We start from the raw sequence: 21,767 nt of genomic DNA on the forward strand, positions 1-21,767 counted from the left end.
CTTCGCGGGCAGCCGGCCCTCACAATCGCAATATAGAGCAGCACAATCATGGAGACCTGTATCACTCAGCGCCCATATAGAAAGAGCAGCAACACCTTGAGCAATATATTGCTCAATAATGCTTTGTTCCGCATCATATACACCCGCCTCCCTTCATATATCCCGGATGACACCGTCCCATGACCCAGCCGTCCCGTAGCCTGGCCTCGACACTCTTCCCCGTCGGCCTGCTGCTTATCGCAATGGCCTCGATTCAATCCGGCGCCTCCCTGGCCAAGAGTATGTTCCCGATTGTCGGTGCCCAGGGCACCACCACCCTGCGCCTGATGTTTGCCAGCATCATCATGGTCCTGGTCCTGCGCCCCTGGCGGGCCAAGTTCACCGCCAAGTCCCTGCGCACCGTGATCATCTATGGCATCGCCCTGGGCGGCATGAACTTCCTCTTCTATATGTCCTTGCGAAGCGTGCCCCTGGGCATCGCCGTCGCCCTGGAATTCACCGGCCCGCTGGCAGTGGCAATCTACGCCTCACGCCGGGCCATCGACTTTCTCTGGATCGCCCTGGCGGTCAGCGGCCTCCTGCTGTTGATCCCCACCGGCGCCACCAGCGCCAGCACTGATCTGCTCGGCGCCGGCTATGCATTGGGCGCCGGCGTCTGCTGGGCCCTGTACATCCTCTATGGCCAGAAAGCCGGCAACGACAACGGCATCCAGACCGCCGCCCTCGGCGTGGTGATTGCCGCCCTGTTCATTGCCCCGATCGGTATCGTCCACGCCGGCGCCGCCCTGCTCACCCCGGCGCTGATCCCGACCGCCATCGGCGTCGCCATCCTCTCCACCGCCCTGCCCTACAGCCTCGAAATGGTCGCCCTGACGCGCATGCCCGCACGCACCTTCGGCACCTTGATGAGTATCGAACCCTCTTTCGGCGCGCTGTCCGGACTGCTGTTCCTGCACGAGTACCTGTCCGTTGCCCAGTGGCTCGCCATTGCCTGCATTATCTGCGCCTCCGTCGGTGCCACCCTGACCCTGCGCAAGGAGTCCGCGCCGCCCGTCGCAGTCGATTGAAACAGAGTGTGAGCCAGCGCTGGTATTTGCCGCTCAAATAAGCCATGTTTACACCTAACCCAATGCCAGCCTTGAAGATTTTGTACCGGGGCATCAAGGAAGAATCAGGCGGCACGAAAAGAGCCAAACCGGACGAATTGATCCGGGGGCAGAGATAGGGATGGTAATGAAACGTTTTTTGATAGTCCTGGCAGCACTTGCCGTTGCGGGCTGCGCCGCCACCTCGAAACCGATGAAATACGGCAAGCGCGGCATGCATATCAACTGTTCCGGACTGACCTCCTCCTGGGAAAAGTGCTACAGCAAAGCCGCGGATTCCTGCAGCGATAACGGCTATAGAGTGCTGGCCAAATCCGGCGACGTCGTGGAAGACCCGGGCGACTACCCGTTTGGTCTCAACCCGGCCGGCTATACCAGCCGCAGCATGATCATCATCTGCAACAAGCCGTCCACGCTGCCCCCCAAGGCGCCCCCGCTATCTGCCGATTGATTTTTTATCATGGCTCGATCACAACACCTGGCACTGAATCCCTGGAATTCCCCGCTTTCGCACCACCACCAGCGCCCCACGCACCGGGACTGAATAACCTAGATCTCGACCACCAGGCGACCTTGTGCCGTGCCGTTGGCCAGCAAGGTATAAGCCTCCTCGGCGGTTTGCAGGGTAAACCGCCGGGGATCGAGCAAGGGCTTCAATAGACCGGCTTCGATCAGCCGTGCGGCCTGCGCCAGTATTTGCCCGTGATGCTCGCACCCGCGACCGGTGAGTAATGGCAGCAAGGTAAACACCCCGGAGTAAGTGGCGCCGCGAAAGGACAGCGGTGCCAGGCTGTGCTGGCCCCAACCGAGACAACTCAGGACATGCCCGTGATAGGTTCGCGCCGCCTGGAACGACTGGTCCAGGGTTGCGCCGCCCACCGTGTCATAAACGATATCGAAGCCCTCGCCAGCGGTATGCCGCGTGACATATTCCTCCACGCCCTGCTGTCGATAGTCGATAAAGGTCGCGCCAAAACTCTCGATCTCGACCTGATGCCTGGCCGAACCGGTGGCGAAGACCTTGGCCCCGAAGGCCTTGGCAATCTGCACCGCCACATGCCCGACACCACCCGCGCCACCGTGAATCAGCACCGACTGATCGGCGCCGACCCGGGCACGATCGACCAGGCCCTCCCAGGCGGTAATCAGCACCAATGGCAATGCCGCGGCCTCACGCATGCTCAGGTTGGCCGGCTTGCGCGCCAGCAGTCGAGCATCGACCGCGGCAAACTCGGCCAGCGAACCCTGGGCACCACCGATCCCGGTGGCCAACCCGTACACCTCATCACCCAGCGCCCAGTCACTGACCCCCTCGCCCAAGGCTTCAATCACCCCGGCCAGATCCATGCCCAGGACCGCCGGCAACGGTTGACGGGCATGACCGGCCTGGCCGGCACGGATCTTGGCATCCAAAGGGTTGATGCCGCTGGCCTTGATACGGACCAACACCTGGCCCGCCGCCGGTGCGGGACGGTCGATGGAAACCAGGCGCAACGGTGCATCCGCGGCGTCAACCAGCAGGGCGTTCATTTCATGCGAGTGGGACATGTCGGCGATCTCGGTCAGTGGAAGTGAGACCGATCATGCGCCCCGTCACTCATGCCGATAAGACGCGCTATTGCTATAGTGATCATGCTCATTTGGCATGAATAAGGCATCCCGTGGATAAACTCAATGCAATGGCTATCTTTGTCCGGGTCGTCGAGCGCGGCAGTTTCTCCGCCGTGGCCCGGGAACTGCGGACCAGCCAGCCGACCGTCAGCAAAATCCTCAAGGCCCTGGAAACCGAACTGGGTGGCAAGCTTATCGCCCGCAGCACCCGCCAGTTGTCACTGACCGATGAAGGCCAGCGCTACTATGCACAATGCCGACAGATCCTCGCCGCCGTGGACAATGCCGAACACAGTTTTCAGTCGGGGCGGGAACAGGTCGCCGGCAGTCTGCGCATCGGTTCCTCGGTGAGTTTCGGGCGTTTGCTGATCGCCAGCCGGCTACCGGACTTTCTTGCACGCTACCCGCAGTTGGACATCGACCTGCAGCTCAACGACCAGAACCAGGACCTGGTCGAAGAAGGCCTGGATGTCAGCCTGCGCATCGGTGAGTTGGGCGACAGCACCCTGATCGCCCGGCGCATCGGCGACACCCGGCGGGTCACCGTCGCCAGCCCGGCGTACCTGACGCGTCGGGGCGAACCGCAAACCCCTGGGCAACTGAGCGAACACAACTGCCTGCAATTCAATCTGCTGAGCAGCCAGAACCTCTGGCACTACGAAAAGGATGGACAGCGCTACAGCGTGCGGATCAAGGGCAATGCCCAGAGCAACAATTCGGAGGCGATACGGGAAATGGTCCTGGGCGGACTGGGCGTTGCGCTGTCGCCGGTGTGGCTATTTGCCGAGGATCTGGAGGCGGGTCGGGTCGCGGCGATTTTGCCGGGTTACCAGACCCAATCGCTGCCGATCCATGCGGTGTTTCCGGCCAATCGCCGACAGTCCGCCAGGGTCAAGGCATTTGTCGACTATATGAGCGATGCCCTGCGGGGACTTTGAATAAACCACAACATCTGTAGGAGCCGGCTTGCCGGCTCCCACTGGATCGCGTCAGATCGCGACCGTACGGCTGTTCAACCACGCCAGCGCCGCACCGTCCAGCAACGGACTCAAACGCTCGCGTACCTGGGCGTGATAAGCGTTGAACCAGTCACGCTCATCCTGCGTCAGCAACGCCGGCTCCAGGCAACGGGTGTCGATCGGGCACAGGGTCAGGGTTTCGAATTTGAGGAACTCGCCGAACTCGCTCTTGCCCGCCTCACGGTTCAGCACCAGGTTTTCGATACGCACGCCCCAACGGCCCGGACGATAGGTCCCGGGTTCGATGGAGGTGATCATCCCCGGCTGCATGGCGGTCTGCGGTGCCGCTGGCGCCTGGTAGGCGATCACCTGCGGACCTTCGTGCACATTGAGAAAGTAACCGACGCCATGGCCGGTGCCATGCCCGTAATCCACGCTTTCGGCCCAGATCGGCGCCCGGGCGATGGAGTCCAGCAGCGGCGACAGAATGCCCCGGGGAAACTGTGCCCGGGACAAGGCGATCACGCCCTTGAGCACCCGCGTGCAATCGCGCTTCTGCTCGGCCGTCGGCGTGCCCACCGGGACCATCCGGGTAATGTCCGTGGTCCCGCCCAGGTATTGGCCGCCGGAGTCGATCAGCAGCAGGCCGTCGCCCTCGATCAACGCATGCTCCGCCTGGGTGGCGTGATAATGCGGCATCGCCCCGTTGGCGTTGAACGCGGCAATGGTGTTGAAACTCAGCGACACATAGCCCGGACGCCGCGCGCGCTCTGCGCTCAGGCGCTCGTCAATGGTCAACTCGGTGACCCGTTCATGGCCCAGCGCGGTTTCCAGCCAGGCAAAGAATTCGCACAAGGCCGCCCCGTCCTGCTCCATGGCCTGACGGATATGCACCGCGTCATCGAGACTCTTGCGGGATTTGGCCAGGGTCGTGGGGTTGAGCCCCTCGACCAGCGTCACCTCCCGAGCCAGATTGTCCAGCAAACCGACCGTCACCCGCGCCGGGTCGACCAAGAAGCCCGCTCGTGCCGGAATGCTGGCCAGCGCCGCACCGATTTCGCTGTAGTCACGCAAGGTCACGCCATCGGCCTTGAGCACCAGCGCCAGTTCGGCACTCACCTTGCTCAAGGACACGAACAGCGTGGCCTGCTCCTGGCTGATCAGGGCAAAGGAGACGAATACCGGGTTGAAGGAGACATCGGCACCGCGCAGGTTGAACAGCCAGGCAATATCATCCAGCGTGGCGATGAAATGCCAGTCGGCACCACGGCTTTTCAACTCATCGCGCAACTGCGCGAGCTTGTCGCCACGGCTGACCGTCGCTTGCGGTGGCAGATGCGGGTAGATCGGCTGGTTCGGCAGCGCCTCGCGGTCTTCCCAGACCTGGTCGAGCAGGTCAATGTCGGTGCGCAGCCGTGCGCCACGAGCCTGCAACTTGTCACCCAGGCTCCGCGCCGACGCCAGCGCCATGACCGCGCCATCCACCGCGACCACGCCACCTGGCGGTACCTGTTCGGCCAGCCAATCCAGCGGACCCGGTTGCCCCGGCAGCAGTTTCATCAGTTCAATACCGCTGCCGGCCAGTTCCTTGGTTGCCTGCTCCCAGTAGCGGCTGTCTGCCCAGACGCCGGCGAAATCCGGCGTCACGATCAAGGTGCCGACCGAGCCATGGAAGCCTGACAGCCACTGCCGGCCCTGCCAGTAGGCGGGCAGGTATTCCGACAGATGCGGATCGGCCGAGGGTACCAGCAAGGCCTGTACGCCTTCACGGCGCATCAGTTCGCGGGTACGTGCCAGCCGCTGGGAAACGGTTCCTTGACTCGGGGTCTGCGTGCTCATCGTGTCTCCTGCTAACCACTTATTATTCAATTCTTATCCAGCCCTCTCACGGCTGGGCAACTGCCCAGAACGGCGCCGGCGCACTCAGGCTGGCCTTGATCGCCGCGGCGGCGCGGTCGATGTCCTGCTCGGAGGTAAAACGCCCCAGGCTCAGGCGGATGGTCCGCCCGGCCAGGCGCGCATCGTGCCCCAGTGCCAGCAGTACATGGGACGGCGCCTGGCTCGCGGAGTTGCAGGCCGACGTCGCCGAGTAGGCCAGGGACCGCGCCAACGCCACGCCGTCGAATTCGCCCTCGGCAAAGGTCAGACTCAAGGTATGGGGGATGCGTTCAGTAGGGCTGCCGTTCAGGCGCAGGCCCGGGACATCCGCCAGTTGCTCGAGCAAGCGCTGGCGCAGTTGACGGATGCTGGCGAGTTCTTCTTCCAGGTGCTCGGTGGCCAGGGCGAAGGCACTGCCCATGCCGGCGATCTGGTGGGTGGCCAGGGTACCGGAGCGCAGGCCGCCTTCATGGCCGCCACCGTGGATCTGCGCCTGCAGCTTCTGCTGCGCGCGCGGGCCGACATACAAGGCGCCGATCCCCTTGGGACCGTAGACCTTGTGGGCGGAAAACGACATCAGGTCCACCGGCAAGGCGGCCAGGTCGATCACCACCTTGCCCGCGCCCTGGGCCGCGTCCACATGGAACAGCGCGCCGTGCTCACGCACCCGCTGGCCGATGGCGGCGATGTCATTCAGGGTACCCAGCTCATTGTTGACCAGCATCAGCGAGACCAGGAAGGTGTCCTCGCGCAGGACCTCGCTGACCATCGCCGCGGTGATCAAGCCTTCGGCATTCGGCACCAGGTAGGTGACGGCCACGCCGGCTTCCTCGAGTTGCCGGGCGGTATCGAGCACCGCCTTGTGTTCGATCTGGCTGGTGACCACATGCCCACCGCCGACACCCCGGGCCTGGGCGACCCCCTTGAGCGCCAGATTGTTCGATTCGGTGGCCCCGGAAGTCCAGACGATCTGCTCGGGGCTCGCCCCCACCAGGCTCGCCACCTGCTGCCGGGCCTGCTCGACCGTCTGCCGGGCGCGCTGGCCGAAGGCATGGGAGCTGGACGCCGGGTTGCCGAAATTACCGGAGAAGCCGAGACACTCGACCATCACCCGGATGACCCGCTCATCCACCGGCGTGGTGGCGGCATAGTCGAAATACAGAGGAAGTTCATTCATGGCAAAGACTCATAAAGCGTGTCCCGCGGATCGATCCCTTGCTGATCACCCACCCTGGTGGTTGGGCGGACAGCTATACCCGATGGAAAACGATTAAAGAAAGATAACTTTCATTAAAAGTGCGTAGGAACGCTCCTGAAATCCAGCTTACAGGCCCGGGGAGAGTGTTGCGAGTGTCAATCGTGCGGGAACAGGCGGCCCGCTTCAACGGCTGACTGGAAATACACGAGGGCGGGTCAACGCAGCAGTTGCCGCGCACTCTCATGCAACAGCGGATACAACGAAATCACCAATAGCAGCGCCATGCCGATATTGAACAGCCGCAGCCAGCGCGGATCACGCAGCACATTGCGCAACAGGCTGCCGCAGGCGGCCCAGAGACTGACGCTCGGCGCGTTGATCAGGGCAAACACCGCCGCGATCACCCATACGTTGCTGAAATAGCCCTGCAATGGCGTGTAGGTGCTGATCGCGCCGATCGCCATCACCCAGGCCTTGGGGTTGACCCACTGGAATGCCGCGGCATTCCAGAACCCGAGCGGGCGGCCCGCCCCCTGCTTCGACTCGCCGACCGGCCCGGAACCGGCGATCTTCCAGGCGAGGTACAGCAGATAGGCGCCACCGATATAACGCAATACCGAGTAGAGCACCGGATAAGCCTCGAATACCGCGCCAAGACCGAGGCCCACCGCCAGTACCAGGACAAAAAAACCGCAGGAAATACCCAGGATATGGGGAATGGAACGGTTGAAACCAAAGTTGACGCCGGACGCCAGCAACATCGCGTTGTTGGGGCCGGGGGTCAGCGAAGTCACCAGGGCGAAAAGGGCAAAGCCCAGCAGCAGGTCCAGCGAAAGGGTCATGAACAGCGTCCAGCCACAAGATCGGTCAGGGACTCAGCCTATCCCACCGACTTGGCGGAACTCACGCACAGTTGGCAAAAACTTGGACCGATACAGTTTTACCATTCAGCTCTGTGGGCTATGTCTGTTACTGCCACGATCGGCGCTGATCTCGCCCTGGTCATCAAAGCCCTGGGTCTTGCGGGGCTGCGCCAGCAGTTGCGCCTTCTTCTGCTGGTACTCATCGAAGGACAGCCCGCGACGGTTCAAGGCTTCCAGCGCCAGCTCCCTGCTCTCTTCGGCGCTATAGGGTCGCAGTTCGGGAGACGAAGGACTGGCACAGCCGGCCAGCAACGAAACACCGAGCAGCAACAAGAGCATGGATGAATGTTTCATGGCGCGACTCCCGGGAACCTGGCGTAAGGCAATGGACACAGGCTACCCGGCGCACCCGCAGGGCAAAAATCACCCCGCTCGATAGTCGCTATCGATCGCCTCGGGCGTTCCGGGCCTCGGACACCAAATATTCCAAAAAGAACTATAAATATAGAAATACGTTCATTTACGGAATATCAAAAAACCCTTACAACTGCTCCCACAGCCAATCCGCTGTTGCCCGGGCAACTGTTCGCCGGCCAACAGTCGATCAACAAAACAGTCCGTCAGCCAGCACCCGACACCTGGCCCACCCGGCCTGGGGCCCGCAAATACGGGACCTGGTCTATTGGTACAGCTCTTGCTCAAGCCCTGTCACTGACCCTGCTCGCTGAGCAACTGTTTGAAAAGGAACTGATCATGTCTCGCGCACTGAAAGTCGTTGCTCTTTCCGGCGGCACCTACCGCCCCTCCCGGACCCTGGTGCTGACCCAGGCCGTATTGGCCGAGCTGGGGCAACACCTGCCCATCGAAAGCCAGCTGATCGAGCTGGGCGATATCGCCCGTCCGCTCGGCTCGGCGCTCTCCCGCGCCGAATTGAGCGCCGAGGTCGAGGCCGAACTGCAAGCTATCGAGAACGCCGACCTGCTGATCGTCGCCGCGCCGGTCTATCGCGGCTCCTACCCGGGCCTGCTCAAGCACCTGTTCGACCTGGTGGAGCTCAATGCCTTGATCGACACCCCGGTCCTGTTGGCCGCCACTGGCGGCAGTGAACGTCATGCACTGGTGCTGGACCACCAACTGCGGCCGCTGTTCAGCTTCTTCCAGGCGCTGACCCTGCCCATCGGCGTCTACGCCACCGAGGCCGACTTCGCCAACTACCAAATCATCAGCGAGCCCTTGAGGGCGCGCATCCGCCTGGCCGCCGAGCGCGCCACCGCCTTGTTCGGCGCACACCCCAAGCCACTGCTGAAAATCGCCTGAGGAACTGTCATGGATGTTTTCTGGTTTCTCCCGACCCACGGCGATGGCCATTACCTGGGCACCACCCAGGGCGCCCGCCCGGTCACCCTCAACTACCTGAAACAAGTGGCCCAGGCCGCCGACAACCTCGGTTACCACGGCGTGCTGATTCCCACCGGCCGCTCCTGCGAGGACTCCTGGGTCATCGCCTCGGCCCTGGTGCCGCTGACCGAACGCCTGCGTTACCTGGTGGCAATCCGTCCCGGGATCATCTCGCCGACAGTCTCGGCGCGCATGGCCGCGACCCTCGACCGCTTGTCCAACGGTCGCTTGCTGATCAACGTGGTGACCGGCGGCGACCCCGACGAGAACCGTGGCGACGGCAGCTTTCTCGACCACGGCGAACGCTACGAAGTGACCGACGAGTTCCTCAGGATCTGGCGCCGGGTGCTGCAAGGCGAAGCGGTGGACTTCGAAGGCAAGCACCTGCGCGTGCAGAACGCCAAGGCGCTGTACCCGCCGGTGCAGAAACCTTATCCGCCGCTGTATTTCGGTGGCTCGTCCGAGGCCGCTCACGACCTCGCCGCCGACCAGGTCGATGTCTACCTGACCTGGGGCGAACCGCCGGCCGCGGTGGCGGCGAAGCTCGCTGATGTACGTGAACGCGCCGCCCGCAGGGGTCGCACCGTGCGCTTCGGCATCCGCCTGCATGTGATCGTCCGGGAAACCGCCGAGGATGCCTGGAAAGCCGCGGACAAGCTGATCGAACATATCAGCGACGAAACCATCGCCGCCGCGCAGAAATCCTTTTCGCGCTTCGACTCCGAAGGCCAGCGGCGTATGGCGGCGCTGCATGACGGACGGCGTGACAACCTGGAGATCGCGCCGAACCTGTGGGCCGGCGTCGGCCTGGTCCGTGGCGGTGCCGGCACCGCGCTGGTCGGCGATCCACAGCAGGTCGCGGCGCGGATCAAGGAATACGCCGACCTGGGCATCGAGAGTTTCATCTTCTCCGGCTACCCGCATCTGGAGGAAGCCTATCGCTTCGCCGAGCTGGTGTTCCCGCTGCTGCCCGAGCCCTATGCCAGACTGGCCGGGCGCGGCATCAGCAACCTGACCGGACCGTTTGGCGAAATGATCGCCAACGATGTGTTGCCGACCCAAGCCGGCGCCTGACCCTGTGGGAGCGGAGCTTGCCCGCGACGCTTTTGGCGTCCTCACATGCCCCTTCGCGGCGGTGCGGCGATCCGACAAGCTCCGCGCCCACACAAGGAAATGGTCATCTATTTCGAGGAACACTGCGTGACGGCTCAACCGCAAAACGCCCTGTTGCCCCCCCTGCAAACTGCCCGGCAACTGGCCGCCGAATTTGCCCTGACCGCCGTCGAGCGCGACGAACGCGGCGGCACGCCGAAAGCCGAGCGTGACGCCTTGCGTCACAGCGGCCTGCTGGCCCTGAGCATCCCCTGCCAGTACGGCGGCCTCGGCGCCAGTTGGAGCGAGACGCTGAACGTGGTCCGCGAATTCGCCAAGGTCGACAGCTCGATTGCCCATGTCTTCGGCTTCCATCATCTGATGCTGGCCACCGTGCGCCTGTTCTCGCGTCCGGAACAATGGCAACCCTGGTTCGAACAGACCGCGCGCAAGAACTGGTTCTGGGGCAATGCCCTCAATCCGCTGGACACCCGCACGGTGGTGCGCAACCTCGGTGGCTGGCGCGAGTTCTCCGGCAAGAAAAGCTTCTGCTCCGGCGCCAGCGACTCGCAAATGCTGATCGCCTCGGCGGTGGACGAAAGTGCCGGCGGCAAGTTGCTGATTGCCGCCATCCCCAGCGGGCGCAGCGGCATCACCCTGCATGACGACTGGCACAACATGGGCCAGCGCCAGACCGACAGTGGCAGCGCCAGCTTCGAGCGGGTGCGGGTCGAGGAATCCGAGCTGCTGCTCGATCCCGGCCCCTTGAGCACGCCCTTTGCCTGCCTGCGGCCACTGATCGCACAACTGACCCTGACCCATATGTTCCTCGGCATTGCCGAAGGCGCTTTCGCCGAGGCCCGGCAATACAGCCTCGACGAAACCCGGCCCTGGTTCAAATCCACCGCGCGGGATATTCGCCAGGACCCTTACGTGCTCAACCACTACGGCGACTTCTGGGTCGCCCTCGAAAGTGTCCGCCTGTTGGTGGAACGCGCCGCCGGGCTGCTGGACCGGGCCTGGGCCAAGGGCCAGAACCTCAGCGGCGAAGAACGTGGAAACCTGGCGATAGCCATCGCCACCGCCAAGGTCGCCGCCAACCGCGAAGGCCTGGCCCTGTGCAGCAAGCTGTTCGAAGTCACCGGTGCCCGTTCGACCCACGCCTCCCTGCGCCTGGATCGCCATTGGCGCAACCTGCGGACCCAGAGCCTGCACGACCCGCTGGACTACAAACTCCAGGAACTCGGCGACTGGGCCCTGAACCAGACGCTGCCGATCCCCACTTTTTATTCCTAGAGAAGCCTATGCAGCTGCTAACGTTACCGCCCTCGCCGGCCCTGGCCACCTCCATCCGCGCCACCGCCCAGGTCTTCGAAGACCCGAAGTCCCAGGCCCTGCTCGCCCACCTGCAACAAGTGGCACCGAGCGAAGCCAGCGTGCTGATCATCGGTGAAACCGGCACCGGCAAGGAGCTGGTGGCCCGGCATATCCATAACCTCAGCGCCCGGCGTAACCGCCCGTTTGTCGCGGTCAACTGCGGGGCCTTCTCCGAATCCCTGGTGGAAGCCGAGCTGTTCGGCCATGAAAAGGGCGCGTTCACCGGCGCCCTCAGCGCCAAGGCCGGCTGGTTCGAAGAAGCCGACGGCGGCACCCTGTTCCTCGACGAGATCGGCGACCTGCCGATGCCGATCCAGGTCAAGCTGCTGCGGGTTCTGCAGGAACGCGAAGTGGTACGCCTGGGCTCGCGCAAAAGCATCCCGATCAACGTGCGGGTCCTGGCAGCGACCAATGTGCAGCTGGAAAAAGCCATCAACGCCGGGCATTTTCGCGAGGACCTGTACTACCGCCTCAACGTCGTCAGCCTGGAGCTCAGCCCCTTGCGCGAACGCCCCGGCGACATCCTGCCGCTGACCCGGCACTTTATCGAGAGCTACAGCCTGCGCCTGGGCTACGGCGATATCCGCATCAGCCCCGGCGCCGAACAGAAGCTCAGGGGTTATGGCTGGCCGGGCAATATCCGCGAGCTGGAAAACGTCATCCACCACACCTTGCTGATCTGCCATGACGGCGTGATCGAGCGCGATGACCTGCGCCTGTCGAATCTGCGCATCGAACGCCAGGACGACAGCGGCAGCGCTCCCGATGACTCGGCCGAGGCCTTGCTCAACCGGGCCTTCCAGAAACTCTTCGAGGAACAGGCCGGCGCGCTGCACGAAAAGGTCGAAGACGCGCTGCTGCGCGCCGCTTATCGCTTCAGTCACTACAACCAGGTGCACACCGCCGGCCTGCTGGGCCTGAGCCGCAATGTGACGCGCACGCGGCTGATCAAGATCGGCGAGTTGGCGGTGAACAAGCGCCGGGCGGGCGAGAACGTCCAGGGCGAGCGGATGCTGCAACTGTCGATCTAGCCCGCACACTGCAGGGCGTCGTCCTGGCTGCGCTCGATACTGCGCAGCACCTGGAATGAGTCGAAGCTCACCGCCTTGGCGTGGTGGGCGCGGATCAGTGCCCAGAAATCCTCTTCGCCACTTTCGAAACGGGCGAATGCCGCCTCGCCATCCTGCCTGGAACGCCATTGCAATGCATTGAGCACGCGCCGGCCATCGTCGCTGGCCTGCACCGTGCCGCTGATAAAACCACCCTCGACCCGGGCCAGCCGCTCGGTCTGCCGGGACAAGGCAGACACCAGTGCCTCCAGTTGGACAGGCTCGATCTCGAACTGGATCAATTGGGTAAAACTGCGATTTTGTTCTGTCGACGGCATTAACAGGCTCCCCAGGAAGTCGGACAGGATCTTGTGATCCGAGGCCATGCAGGGTAAAACCTCCAGTTAACTCAAGGTCAAGAGATTTCTCGCCATGGCAATGCAAAAGCCCCTGCCCACGGACAAGGCTCTGACGGTCGGCCAACTGGCGGCCCGCAGCGGCGTGGCGGTGACCGCCCTGCACTTCTATGAAGCCAAGGGGCTGATCCAGAGCTATCGCAATGCCGGGAACCAGCGCCGCTATCCGCGCGAAGTGCTCAGGCGGGTGGCCTTGATCAAGGTCGCCCAACGTCTGGGCATTGCCCTGGCGGAGATCCACCAGGCCTTGCAGGCACTGCCCGAAGGCCGCGCGCCGACGGCGGCGGACTGGAAGCAGTTGTCGGAACAGTGGAGGACCGGACTGGACGAACGCATCGCCCAGTTGACCCGACTGCGGGACAAGCTCGATGGGTGTATCGGTTGCGGCTGTCTGTCGATGGAGAACTGCCCGCTGCGCAACTATGGCGATATGTTGGGCGTCCATGGGACAGGGGCGCGGCTGCTGGAGCCGCGCTGAACAGGGCAACGGACCTACAAGGACAGGCCTGCTGAAGTGCATCTCTGTGGGAGCGCCGCCTGAGTCCGAGCGACCTTCTTCGCTTCCAGCTCGCGCACCAGCGGCAAGACCCGCTTGCCGAAGTACTCCACCTCTTCCTGGAAGTGCAGGAACCCCGCCAGCACCAGGTCCACGCCCACGGTTTTCAAGGCGACGATGCGTTCGGCGATCTGCTGCGGTGTACCGATCAGGTTGGTCTTGAAGCCGTCGTTGTATTGCACCAGGTCCTCGAAGCTGGACTTGGCCCAGTTACCCTCGCCTTCCGGCGACGACTTGCCCGCCTGTTTCGCCGCATCGCCAAACGCGCCGACGGCCTCGGGATCGGCCTTGTCGATGATTTCCGCGAGCACCGCGCGGGCCTCTTCCTCAGTATCGCGGGCGATGACAAAGGCGTTGACCCCGACTTTCACCGAATGGCCGTTGGCCGCCGCCTTGGCGCGGATATCGTCGACCTGGGCCTTGATCCCCTCGGGCGTGTTGCCGTTGGTGAAATACCAATCCGAGACCCGCGCCGCCATGTCCCGCGCCGCCATGTCCCGCGCCGCCCGGGAACTGCCGCCCTGGAAGATCTCCGGGTGCGGCTGGCTGAGGGGCTTGGGTTTGAGGCTGTAGTCGTTGAAGCGGTAGAAGTCGCCCTTGAAGGTGAACTGATCCTCGGTCCAGATACCCTTCAGCGCGCGAATGAACTCTTCGGAACGGCGATAACGCTCGTCGTGCTCCAGCCAGTGTTCGCCGATGGCGTGGAACTCGCCACGAAACCAGCCGCTGACGATATTGACGGCGATCCGGCCCCCGGTCAGTTGATCGATGGTCGCCAGTTGCTTGGCCGCCAGCGCCGGTTGCCAGGGGCCGGGGAGGATCGCGGCGATCACTTTCAGCTTGCTGGTGGCGGCCAGCAGGGCGTGGCTGAAGGCCACCGATTCAGTCCGTCGTCTGATCGGCCGCCATCGCCAGCAAGGGCCGGCTCCTACAGGGTGGGGTACACAGAGAGGTTTGTGGTGTGCCAGGACGATTTGCTGAAGCACTGTCCGCCAGGCAACAGTTCGTTGCGGAGTCAGTGCCGACAACCCCCGCCCCGCCGGGGCCAGCGCCCTCGGCATGGACCGTGCAACCGCCCTTGGCAACCGCACATCGCTGTGCCTGCCCTCAAGGAGCTGTCCCATGACCGAACAGCAGGTGATCAACCCGCTGTCCCTTGGCGTCGACTACGAATCCCTGGCCGAACGCTTTCGGCCGATCTTTTCCCGCATCGCCGCCCGGGGCGCTGGAACGGGAACAGTCCCGCAGCTTGCCTCACGAGCCGATCCAATGGCTCAAGCAGGCCGGCTTCGGCGCCGTGCGGGTCCCCGTGGAGTATGGCGGCGGCGGCGCCTCCCTGCCCCAGCTGTTCCAACTGCTGATCGGCACCACTGGCAGCGGGACCTCGCGGTTTGTCGATGCCGTGGTGGAAGCCGGGCATGTGATCGACTTCGCCACGCGCTTCAAATACCAGACCGCATTCTATCAGTTGGTGCTGCTGGCGACCCTGGCCGGGATCGGCCGTTCGGCCCTCAAGGATGTGGCCCGGCAGGTGCGCGAGCGCAAGCGGATCTACAGCCATGGCAATGCCCAGCGCTCCAGCGAGGATGCCCAGGTGCAGCAGGTGGTGGGTGAAGTCGCCGCCCTGGTGTATGCCGCCGAAGCCAGCGCGGTACGGGCCGCGCACCCGGCGCAGCGGGCTTATATCGCACGGTTTGGCGGCAACAGCGAGGTGGAACGGCAAGCCAATGTGGACGCGGAAATCGAGTCGGCCACCGCCCAGGTGGTGGTGTCCGAGTTGATCCAGCGGGCCACCAGCGAATTGTTCAACGCCCTGGGGGCTTCGGATGTACGCCAGGGCAAGGCGCTGGACCGGCATTGGCGCAATGCGCGGACGGTGTCGTCGCATAATCCGCTGATCTACAAGGCGCGGATTGTCGGGACGCCGCACCGCCGCGAAGGCGTCAGCCCATACACCACAACCGCAACAGCCGGATAAGATCGCAGCAACATTCGGTAATGGGTAAGATGGCGGCCTTTCAACGCGGCCTTGCCGCGCTCCCTGCCGATATTAAGCCGAGCCCATGCCTTTCGATCTCAGCGTAGACCTGACCACCCTCGCCATTCTTACCGTTGTTGCTTTTATCGCCGGCTTCATCGACGCCATCGCCGGCGGCGGCGGCCTGCTCACCACTCCGGCCCTGCTCACCGCGGGGCTGCCACCGCACCTGGTGCTGGGCACCAACAAACTCAGTTCGACCTTCGGTTCCGCCACCGCCGGTTTCACCTTCTATCGGCGCAAGTTGTTTCAACCGGGGCAATGGAAACTGGCAATCCTCGGCACCTTCGTTGGCGCGCTGATCGGCGCTGTGACCGCGCACTTCATGCCGGCAGAATGGTTGAACAAGATGCTCCCGGTGATTGTCTTCGCCTGCGGCCTGTACCTGCTGTTCGGCGGCACGCCCAAGGCGCCGCTGGACAGTAACGCGCCGATCAAAAAGAAGTGGCAACTGCCCCAGGGCCTTGGCCTGGGTTTCTACGACGGCGTGGCCGGTCCCGGCACCGGTGCCTTCTGGACCGTCAGCAGCCTGTTGCTCTACCCCATCGACCTGGTCAAGGCCAGCGGCGTGGCGCGCAGCCTGAACTTCGTCAGCAATGCCGCCGCGCTGTCGGTGTTCGTGTTTTCCGGCCAGGTGGACTGGGTGATCGGCCTCTGCATGGGGGTATCGGTGATGGTCGGCGCCTTCTTCGGTGCGCGCACCGCCATCAGCGGCGGGGCGAAGTTCATTCGCCCGGTGTTTATCACCGTGGTCCTCGGCCTGACCGTGCGCCTGGCCTGGCAACACTGGTTCAGCCTGGCCTAGGCTCTGTGCGATAACTGCCTGCGCGACGATCATATTGCGTTAAAAACAGGCTCGGACGAACGAAGTGAGAACGTCCGAAGGACGGCCTGAAGGGCGAGCGAAGTGAGTGATGCTCATTTAGTGGACTAAACTGCGCTTCCTCGCCTTTTTCTGCCTTGCCTGATCGCCGCTCGGCGAGTTCTCGTACAGCCCCTAGATAACCTGCAGGAACCGGCTTGCCGGCGATGGCGTACGCAGGGACAGCGCAAGACTCAAGGGCCTCATCGCCGGCAACCCGGTTCCCACAAGGCCTAGACCGGCAGCAACGGTTCCGCGTAGCCCAGCCGCCTGGCCAGGTACAGGTCGATCAGGTAACGGGCGATTGACCGCGAGGCCGGCAACGGCGGCATATTGTGGATGCTGAACCACTGCGCATCCTCGATCTCATCCGGCTGCGGGACGATCTCGCCGCCGGCATACTCGGCGTGAAAGCCCAGCATCATCGAGTGCGGGAACGGCCAGCACTGGCTGCCCATGTACTGGATATTCTTGACCTCGACCTGCACTTCCTCGCGCACTTCGCGAATCAGGCACTCCTCCGCCGACTCGCCCGGTTCGGCGAAACCGGCCAGGGTGCTGTAGACACCCGGCACGAAACGCGGCGAGCGGGCCAGCAACACCTCGTCGCCACGGGTCACCAACACGATCATGCTCGGGGAAATACGCGGATAGTGCCGTACATCGCAGTCCTGGCAGTACATCGCCCGCTCACGCAGGACCTGCAGCATCGGCTGCCCGCAACTGCCACAGAAACGGTGCTCACGGGCCCAGGTACCGATCTGTGCGGCGTAACCGAGCATGCGGTAGACCGTGTGATCACCCTCGAGCATGAAGCTGCGCAAGCCCCGCCACTGGCAACCCGGTACCTGGGCCGTGGCCTTGAGCTCCAGCAGGTAGACCGGCTCGCCATTGAAATGCCCGATGCCGTGCTCGGCGAGGATCGACAGCTCCTGGCGCTTGAGCCACTCGCGCGGGAACAGCACGCCATTGTCATCCAGCAGGAAGCCCTCGGGGCCATGGGCCACGGCCCAGCCGCCGAGCTGTTCGATATCCAGTACTGCGGTGGTCCAGCGTTGAGTCATCGGAGAGTCCTTGGCAGGCTTCAATCAGGGAATTCGGCTTTCTGCTTGCTCATGTGCGCGGCGATGGCGACGCGCAGATCGGTGGATTGCAACATGGCGGCGTTCCAGGTGGCAACGTATTCCAGACCGTCATCGATCCGATGGTCGCGCATATAGCTGATCATCGCCTTGGTCCCGGTAACCGCAATCGGCGACTTGCCGGCAATTTCCCCGGCGATCGCCATCACGCCCTCGAGCAAGGCGGCATGATCGGGATAGACGCGATTGACCAGGCCGATGCGGGTCGCTTCCTCGGCACCGAACTGCCGCCCGGTGTAGGCCAGCTCACGCAACATGCCATCGCCGATGATACGCGGCAAACGTTGCAAAGTGCCGACATCGGCGGCCATGCCGATATCCACTTCCTTGATGGAAAACTGCACGTCCTCGGCGCAGTAGCGCATGTCGCAGGCGGCGATCAGGTCGACGGCACCGCCCAGGCAGTAGCCCTGGATCGCCGCCAGGACCGGCTTGCGACAGTTGTCGACGGCATTGAAGGAGGCTTGCAGTTCGAGGATCTTGCGCCGCAGCAGGCGGGCGTTGCGGCCGACATCCTTGCCCAGCTCGTTGGCCACCGAGGCCAGCAGCATCAGGTCGATCCCGGAAGAGAAGTGTTTGCCGGCGCCACTGATGACCACCACGCGCACGGCGTCGGTGTCCTCGATCCACTGGAAAATCTCGACGATTTCGCTCCAGAAGGCCGCGTTCATCGCATTGATCTTTTCCGGGCGATTGATCCGGACATGGGCGATGTTGTCTACCAGTTCGACGTGGAAGGCTTGGTATTCGGACATGACGGGCATCCTTGGCGGGGCGAAAAGAGATTCGCCACTATAGCAAGGGCCCGCCTCGGGCTATAGGAAGCGGATGTGCCAAAAGCCGGACGATACATCGCAAGACCGCGATGGATGGCCGCCTGCGGCCATCCACAGCAGATTCATTGCCTGGCCAGGATCAACTGCTCGATGGCCTGCGCCGCGCCGTCCTCGCTGTTGCTGCCGGTGACCAGGTCGGCCTGGCGCTTGACCACCTCCTCCGCCTGGCCCATGGCAATCGCCAGGCCGGCGCGGTGGAACATCGCCGGGTCGTTGCCGCCATCGCCGATGGCCGCCGTCTGCGCCAGCGCCACGCCAAGGTATTTCGCCAGGGTCAGCAATGCCTCGCCCTTGTTCGCCTGCATCGCCGTGATATCCAGGTAGGAACGCTGCGAACGACTGGCCAGCGCCTGGTCCGCCACCAGCGGCTGCAACACCGCTTCCAGGTCGATCAGCAGTTGCCCGTCGCCACTGGCGCCGACAATCTTGTCGATGCGCTCGAGGTACGGCGTGAAATCCTCCACCACCGTCGGCGCATAACCCAGCGCCTGCTGCTCCCGAGGGACCATGGTGCCGTGGGGATTACGCAGCAGCCAATGGTTGTCGGCGAACACCCAGACCTCGACCGCCTCATGCCGCGACAACAGCTCCAGGGTGGTAAGCGCCGCCTCACGCGGAATGTAGTGGGTCACCAGGTAACTGCCGTCGGGGTTGACCAGGGTACCGCCATTGAACGCTGCGGTGGGAATATCCACCCCCAGCGCCTCGATCTGCTCGCGCATGGCCCGTGGCGGGCGCCCGCTGGCGAGGCTGAAGAACACCCCCGCCGCGCGCAACGCCCGCACGGCCTCGACCGTACGCGGGCTGAGGCTGTGATCAGGGCACAACAAGGTGCCATCCATATCGCTGAGCAACAACCGGATCGGATACTGCGCCACCACCTTCATCCGAGGCTGTTCCAGACACGGCCGTCACGGGACAGCAGCTCGTCGGCGGCTGGCGGGCCGTTGTCCCCGGCCTTGTAGCCTTGCACCTGATCGTCCTCGCCCCAGGCATCGAGGAACGGCTGCACCGCCCGCCAGCCGTTCTCGATATTGTCGGCGCGCTGGAACAACGTCTGGTCACCGGTCAGGCAATCGTAGATCAGGGTTTCATAACCGGTGGACGGCTGCATCTCGAAGAAATCCTTGTAGGCAAAACCCAATTCGATATTGGTCATGTCCAGCGCCGGCCCCGGACGCTTGGCCAGCAGGTCGAACCACATGCCCTCGTTGGGCTGGATCTGGATCTTCAGGTAGGTCGGCTGCAGGCGCTCGACCTCGGTGTCGCGGAACTGCGCATAGGGCGCCGGTTTGAAACAGATGGCGATTTCCGTATTGCGTACGTTCAGGCGCTTGCCGGTGCGCAGATAGAACGGCACGCCGACCCAGCGCCAGTTGTCGATCATCACCTTGAGCGCGACATAGGTCTCGGTGTTGCTGTCCGGCGCCACGTTGTTTTCTTCGCGATAACCGGGCACGGCCTTGCCGCCCAGCTCACCCGCGCAGTACTGGCCACGCACCGAGTTGGCCCGGGCTTCCTCGACCGTCCAGGGACGGATCGCGCCGACCACCTTGGCCTTTTCACCGCGCACCGCATCGGCACCGAACGCCGCCGGCGGTTCCATCGCGACCATGGCCAGCAACTGGAACAGGTGATTGGGCACCATGTCCCGCAGGGCGCCGGTGTGTTCGTAGAAACTGCCACGGGTCTCGACGCCGACGGTTTCGGCGGCGGTGATCTGCACATGGTCGATGTAATGGTTGTTCCAGAACGATTCGAACAGGCCGTTGGAAAAGCGGCTGACCAGGATGTTCTGCACGGTTTCCTTGCCCAGGTAATGGTCGATGCGATAGATCTGCTTCTCGCTCATCACCTTGAGCAGACGCTCGTTCAAGGCTTCGGCGGTGGCCAGGTCGGAACCGAAGGGCTTTTCGATCACCACCCGGCGAAACGCCCCGCTGCTTTCCGCCAACAAGCCGGCCGCGCCCAGGCGCCGTGCCACTTCACTGAAAAAGCGCGGCGCGGTGGCCAGGTAGAACACCGCATTGCCGGTACCGCTGGCGATGATCTTCTCGCCCAGGGCGACATAGGTCGCGTCATCGAGGAAGTCGCCCTGCACATAGCTGATGTGCTTGGCCAAGCGCTTCCAGAGCTCGGCATCCAAGGCTTCTTCGGGGACCTTGCCGGTTTTCGCCGCGACTTCGGCCCGGCTGAAGTCTTCCAGCTTCTTGGCGAAGTCGCTATCGCTGATCGCATTGTGATCGACCCCGACGATGCGCAAGCCGTCGCCCAGCAGACCATCGCGGGTCAGGTTGTAGAGCGCCGGCATCAGCAGGCGCTTGACCAGATCCCCGTGGGCACCGAACAGAAACAGTGTGGTCGGCGGCGCGGGCTCGACCTTGCGCTTGGTACGGGAAGCATTCATTTTTTCGGCGTCTCCACATGGCCGCCAAAGCCGAAGCGCATTGCCGAGAGCAGCTTGTCACCGTAGGTACTTTGCTGGCGGGAGCGGAAACGCGCGAACAACGAGTTGGACAACACCGGCACCGGCACCGCCTGCTCCATGGCCGCTTCGATGGTCCAACGCCCTTCGCCACTGTCGGCCACCGCACCGCTGTAACCGTCGAGTTTCGGATCGCTGGCGAGGGCGTCGGCAGTCAGGTCCAGCAACCAGGAGGAGACCACGCTACCGCGCCGCCAGACTTCGGCGATATCCGCCAGGTTGAGGTCGAAACGCTGGTCCTCGGGCAGGCTCGGCGAGTTCTTGGTCTTGAGGATATCGAAGCCTTCGGCGAAGGCCTGCATCATGCCGTACTCGATACCGTTGTGGATCATCTTGACGAAGTGCCCGGCGCCCGGTGGCCCGGCATGGATATAACCACGCTCGGCACGCTCGTCGGCGCTGACCCGGTCGCGGGTCCGGGGAATGCTGCCGATTCCCGGAGCCAGGCTGGCGAACAGCGGGTCGAGGCGTTCGACGACCTTGGCGTCACCGCCGATCATCATGCAGTAACCGCGCTCCAGGCCCCAGACCCCGCCGGAAGTGCCGACATCGATATAGTCGATGCCCTTTTGCCCCAGCTCCTGGCCACGGCGGATATCGTCCTTGTAGAAGGTGTTGCCGCCGTCGATGATCACATCGCCGGCGTCCAGCAGTTGGCTCAACTCGGCGATGGTGTCCTCGGTCGGCGCACCGGCCGGCAGCATCACCCAGACCGCACGCGGCTTGTCCAGGCCGGCCACCAGCGCCGCCAGGTCGGCGACGCCGCTGGCGCCCTCTTTGCCCAGGGCGGCGACGAAGTCGGTATTGCGGTCATACACCACTGTCTGATGGCCATCAAGCATCAGGCGCCGCGCGATATTGCCGCCCATGCGGCCCAGTCCGATGATTCCCAGTTGCATGC

20 protein-coding genes and 2 pseudogenes are annotated in these 21,767 nt (G+C 63.6%); 10 read left to right on the forward strand and 12 right to left on the reverse strand.

The window, feature by feature from the left end; all coding sequences use genetic code 11:
• Positions 1 to 179 precede the first annotated feature (179 nt).
• Together rhtA and M5B96_RS09945 are read left to right on the forward strand one after the other, a co-directional pair.
• A complete protein-coding gene (gene rhtA / locus M5B96_RS09940; protein ID WP_248796506.1) occupies positions 180 to 1,067 on the forward strand; it encodes a threonine/homoserine exporter RhtA in 888 nt (295 codons plus the stop codon).
• Positions 1,068 to 1,233: 166 nt separating this feature from the next.
• Positions 1,234 to 1,557, forward strand: coding sequence for a hypothetical protein (locus M5B96_RS09945; RefSeq protein ID WP_248796507.1), 324 nt, complete (start codon positions 1,234 to 1,236; stop codon positions 1,555 to 1,557).
• Positions 1,558 to 1,655: 98 nt separating this feature from the next.
• Here M5B96_RS09945 and M5B96_RS09950 read toward each other — a convergent pair whose 3' ends face one another.
• Complete coding sequence (locus M5B96_RS09950; RefSeq protein WP_248796508.1) at positions 1,656 to 2,654, reverse strand: zinc-dependent alcohol dehydrogenase family protein; 999 nt, start codon at positions 2,652 to 2,654, stop codon at positions 1,656 to 1,658.
• 113 nt (positions 2,655 to 2,767) lie between these two features.
• Between M5B96_RS09950 and M5B96_RS09955 the strand changes: the two genes are divergently transcribed.
• Entirely contained in the window at positions 2,768 to 3,655 is an 888-nt protein-coding gene (locus M5B96_RS09955; protein WP_248796509.1) for a LysR family transcriptional regulator, read from the forward strand.
• Between the two features lie 51 nt (positions 3,656 to 3,706).
• Here M5B96_RS09955 and M5B96_RS09960 read toward each other — a convergent pair whose 3' ends face one another.
• The 4 genes from M5B96_RS09960 to M5B96_RS09975 all read right to left on the reverse strand — a co-directional run bounded on the left by M5B96_RS09960 (position 3,707) and on the right by M5B96_RS09975 (position 7,969).
• Complete coding sequence (locus M5B96_RS09960; protein WP_248796510.1) at positions 3,707 to 5,515, reverse strand: aminopeptidase P family protein; 1,809 nt, start codon at positions 5,513 to 5,515, stop codon at positions 3,707 to 3,709.
• 46 nt (positions 5,516 to 5,561) lie between these two features.
• Complete coding sequence (locus M5B96_RS09965) at positions 5,562 to 6,731, reverse strand: cysteine desulfurase family protein (protein WP_248796511.1); 1,170 nt, start codon at positions 6,729 to 6,731, stop codon at positions 5,562 to 5,564.
• A 236-nt stretch (positions 6,732 to 6,967) separates the two neighbouring features.
• The gene (locus M5B96_RS09970) at positions 6,968 to 7,594 is read right to left on the reverse strand and encodes a LysE family translocator (protein WP_248796512.1); all 627 of its coding nucleotides are present in this window, start codon (positions 7,592 to 7,594) and stop codon (positions 6,968 to 6,970) included.
• A 105-nt stretch (positions 7,595 to 7,699) separates the two neighbouring features.
• Entirely contained in the window at positions 7,700 to 7,969 is a 270-nt protein-coding gene (locus M5B96_RS09975; protein WP_248796513.1) for a hypothetical protein, read from the reverse strand.
• A 399-nt stretch (positions 7,970 to 8,368) separates the two neighbouring features.
• Between M5B96_RS09975 and msuE the strand changes: the two genes are divergently transcribed.
• The 4 genes from msuE (at position 8,369) to M5B96_RS09995 (ending at position 12,513) form a co-directional block, all read left to right on the forward strand.
• Complete coding sequence (gene msuE / locus M5B96_RS09980; protein WP_248796514.1) at positions 8,369 to 8,932, forward strand: FMN reductase; 564 nt, start codon at positions 8,369 to 8,371, stop codon at positions 8,930 to 8,932.
• Between the two features lie 9 nt (positions 8,933 to 8,941).
• Positions 8,942 to 10,087 (forward strand): FMNH2-dependent alkanesulfonate monooxygenase, encoded by a 1,146-nt coding sequence (gene ssuD, locus M5B96_RS09985; protein WP_248796515.1) that lies wholly within the window; start codon positions 8,942 to 8,944, stop codon positions 10,085 to 10,087.
• Between the two features lie 99 nt (positions 10,088 to 10,186).
• Positions 10,187 to 11,401 (forward strand): acyl-CoA dehydrogenase family protein, encoded by a 1,215-nt coding sequence (locus M5B96_RS09990; protein WP_248796814.1) that lies wholly within the window; start codon positions 10,187 to 10,189, stop codon positions 11,399 to 11,401.
• 8 nt (positions 11,402 to 11,409) lie between these two features.
• Positions 11,410 to 12,513, forward strand: a complete 1,104-nt coding sequence (locus M5B96_RS09995; RefSeq protein WP_248796516.1) for a sigma-54 interaction domain-containing protein — start codon at positions 11,410 to 11,412, stop codon at positions 12,511 to 12,513.
• Here M5B96_RS09995 and M5B96_RS10000 read toward each other — a convergent pair.
• Positions 12,510 to 12,869: an antibiotic biosynthesis monooxygenase gene (locus tag M5B96_RS10000; protein ID WP_248796815.1), complete on the reverse strand. Its 360-nt coding sequence runs from the start codon at positions 12,867 to 12,869 to the stop codon at positions 12,510 to 12,512. The genes M5B96_RS09995 and M5B96_RS10000 overlap by 4 nt on opposite strands.
• A 94-nt stretch (positions 12,870 to 12,963) precedes the next feature.
• Between M5B96_RS10000 and soxR the strand changes: the two genes are divergently transcribed.
• Positions 12,964 to 13,425 carry a redox-sensitive transcriptional activator SoxR gene (gene soxR / locus M5B96_RS10005; RefSeq protein WP_318654832.1) on the forward strand — a complete coding sequence of 154 codons (462 nt, stop codon included), beginning with the start codon at positions 12,964 to 12,966 and terminating at the stop codon, positions 13,423 to 13,425.
• A 14-nt stretch (positions 13,426 to 13,439) separates the two neighbouring features.
• Here the strand turns inward: soxR and sfnG are convergent.
• A pseudogene (sfnG, locus tag M5B96_RS10010) lies at positions 13,440 to 14,387 on the reverse strand (dimethylsulfone monooxygenase SfnG); the annotation flags it as partial.
• A 238-nt stretch (positions 14,388 to 14,625) separates the two neighbouring features.
• Here sfnG and M5B96_RS32710 point away from each other — a divergent pair.
• Both M5B96_RS32710 and M5B96_RS10025 read left to right on the forward strand, forming a co-directional pair.
• Positions 14,626 to 15,481: pseudogene (locus M5B96_RS32710) on the forward strand (hypothetical protein).
• 85 nt (positions 15,482 to 15,566) lie between these two features.
• A complete protein-coding gene (locus tag M5B96_RS10025) occupies positions 15,567 to 16,346 on the forward strand; it encodes a TSUP family transporter (RefSeq protein WP_248796517.1) in 780 nt (259 codons plus the stop codon).
• Positions 16,347 to 16,636: 290 nt separating this feature from the next.
• On the opposite strand, the gene nudC is transcribed toward M5B96_RS10025, so the two are convergent.
• From nudC to gnd, 5 genes are all read right to left on the reverse strand, one after another.
• A complete protein-coding gene (gene nudC, locus M5B96_RS10030; RefSeq protein ID WP_248796518.1) occupies positions 16,637 to 17,467 on the reverse strand; it encodes an NAD(+) diphosphatase in 831 nt (276 codons plus the stop codon).
• 20 nt (positions 17,468 to 17,487) lie between these two features.
• Positions 17,488 to 18,300 (reverse strand): crotonase/enoyl-CoA hydratase family protein, encoded by an 813-nt coding sequence (locus tag M5B96_RS10035; RefSeq protein WP_248796519.1) that lies wholly within the window; start codon positions 18,298 to 18,300, stop codon positions 17,488 to 17,490.
• A 143-nt stretch (positions 18,301 to 18,443) separates the two neighbouring features.
• Positions 18,444 to 19,268: an HAD family hydrolase gene (locus M5B96_RS10040; protein ID WP_248796520.1), complete on the reverse strand. Its 825-nt coding sequence runs from the start codon at positions 19,266 to 19,268 to the stop codon at positions 18,444 to 18,446.
• The gene (zwf, locus tag M5B96_RS10045; RefSeq protein WP_248796521.1) at positions 19,265 to 20,788 is read right to left on the reverse strand and encodes a glucose-6-phosphate dehydrogenase; all 1,524 of its coding nucleotides are present in this window, start codon (positions 20,786 to 20,788) and stop codon (positions 19,265 to 19,267) included. The genes M5B96_RS10040 and zwf overlap by 4 nt, the downstream gene beginning before the upstream one ends.
• Complete coding sequence (gnd, locus tag M5B96_RS10050; protein ID WP_248796522.1) at positions 20,785 to 21,765, reverse strand: phosphogluconate dehydrogenase (NAD(+)-dependent, decarboxylating); 981 nt, start codon at positions 21,763 to 21,765, stop codon at positions 20,785 to 20,787. Before gnd ends, zwf begins: the two co-directional genes overlap by 4 nt.
• Positions 21,766 to 21,767 lie beyond the last annotated feature (2 nt).

This window comes from Pseudomonas sp. MWU13-2105 (genome assembly GCF_023242315.1).
Taxonomy (GTDB): domain Bacteria; phylum Pseudomonadota; class Gammaproteobacteria; order Pseudomonadales; family Pseudomonadaceae; genus Aquipseudomonas.

Bases quoted from the DNA above. Each gene is read 5' to 3' on its own strand.
- M5B96_RS09990 (WP_248796814.1), top strand. From the start codon at position 10,187: ATGGTCATCTATTTCGAGGAACACTGCGTGACGGCTCAACCGCAAAAC.
- M5B96_RS09945 (WP_248796507.1), top strand. From the start codon at position 1,234: ATGAAACGTTTTTTGATAGTCCTGGCAGCACTTGCCGTTGCGGGCTGC.
- M5B96_RS09965 (WP_248796511.1), bottom strand. From the start codon at position 6,731: ATGAATGAACTTCCTCTGTATTTCGACTATGCCGCCACCACGCCGGTG.
- M5B96_RS09950 (WP_248796508.1), bottom strand. From the start codon at position 2,654: ATGTCCCACTCGCATGAAATGAACGCCCTGCTGGTTGACGCCGCGGAT.
- M5B96_RS09975 (WP_248796513.1), bottom strand. From the start codon at position 7,969: ATGAAACATTCATCCATGCTCTTGTTGCTGCTCGGTGTTTCGTTGCTG.
- M5B96_RS10025 (WP_248796517.1), top strand. From the start codon at position 15,567: ATGCCTTTCGATCTCAGCGTAGACCTGACCACCCTCGCCATTCTTACC.
- msuE (WP_248796514.1), top strand. From the start codon at position 8,369: ATGTCTCGCGCACTGAAAGTCGTTGCTCTTTCCGGCGGCACCTACCGC.
- M5B96_RS10000 (WP_248796815.1), bottom strand. From the start codon at position 12,869: ATGCCGTCGACAGAACAAAATCGCAGTTTTACCCAATTGATCCAGTTC.
- soxR (WP_318654832.1), top strand. From the start codon at position 12,964: ATGGCAATGCAAAAGCCCCTGCCCACGGACAAGGCTCTGACGGTCGGC.
- M5B96_RS09960 (WP_248796510.1), bottom strand. From the start codon at position 5,515: ATGAGCACGCAGACCCCGAGTCAAGGAACCGTTTCCCAGCGGCTGGCA.
- M5B96_RS09970 (WP_248796512.1), bottom strand. From the start codon at position 7,594: ATGACCCTTTCGCTGGACCTGCTGCTGGGCTTTGCCCTTTTCGCCCTG.
- zwf (WP_248796521.1), bottom strand. From the start codon at position 20,788: ATGAATGCTTCCCGTACCAAGCGCAAGGTCGAGCCCGCGCCGCCGACC.
- nudC (WP_248796518.1), bottom strand. From the start codon at position 17,467: ATGACTCAACGCTGGACCACCGCAGTACTGGATATCGAACAGCTCGGC.
- M5B96_RS10035 (WP_248796519.1), bottom strand. From the start codon at position 18,300: ATGTCCGAATACCAAGCCTTCCACGTCGAACTGGTAGACAACATCGCC.
- M5B96_RS09995 (WP_248796516.1), top strand. From the start codon at position 11,410: ATGCAGCTGCTAACGTTACCGCCCTCGCCGGCCCTGGCCACCTCCATC.
- M5B96_RS10040 (WP_248796520.1), bottom strand. From the start codon at position 19,268: ATGAAGGTGGTGGCGCAGTATCCGATCCGGTTGTTGCTCAGCGATATG.
- rhtA (WP_248796506.1), top strand. From the start codon at position 180: ATGACCCAGCCGTCCCGTAGCCTGGCCTCGACACTCTTCCCCGTCGGC.
- ssuD (WP_248796515.1), top strand. From the start codon at position 8,942: ATGGATGTTTTCTGGTTTCTCCCGACCCACGGCGATGGCCATTACCTG.
- gnd (WP_248796522.1), bottom strand. From the start codon at position 21,765: ATGCAACTGGGAATCATCGGACTGGGCCGCATGGGCGGCAATATCGCG.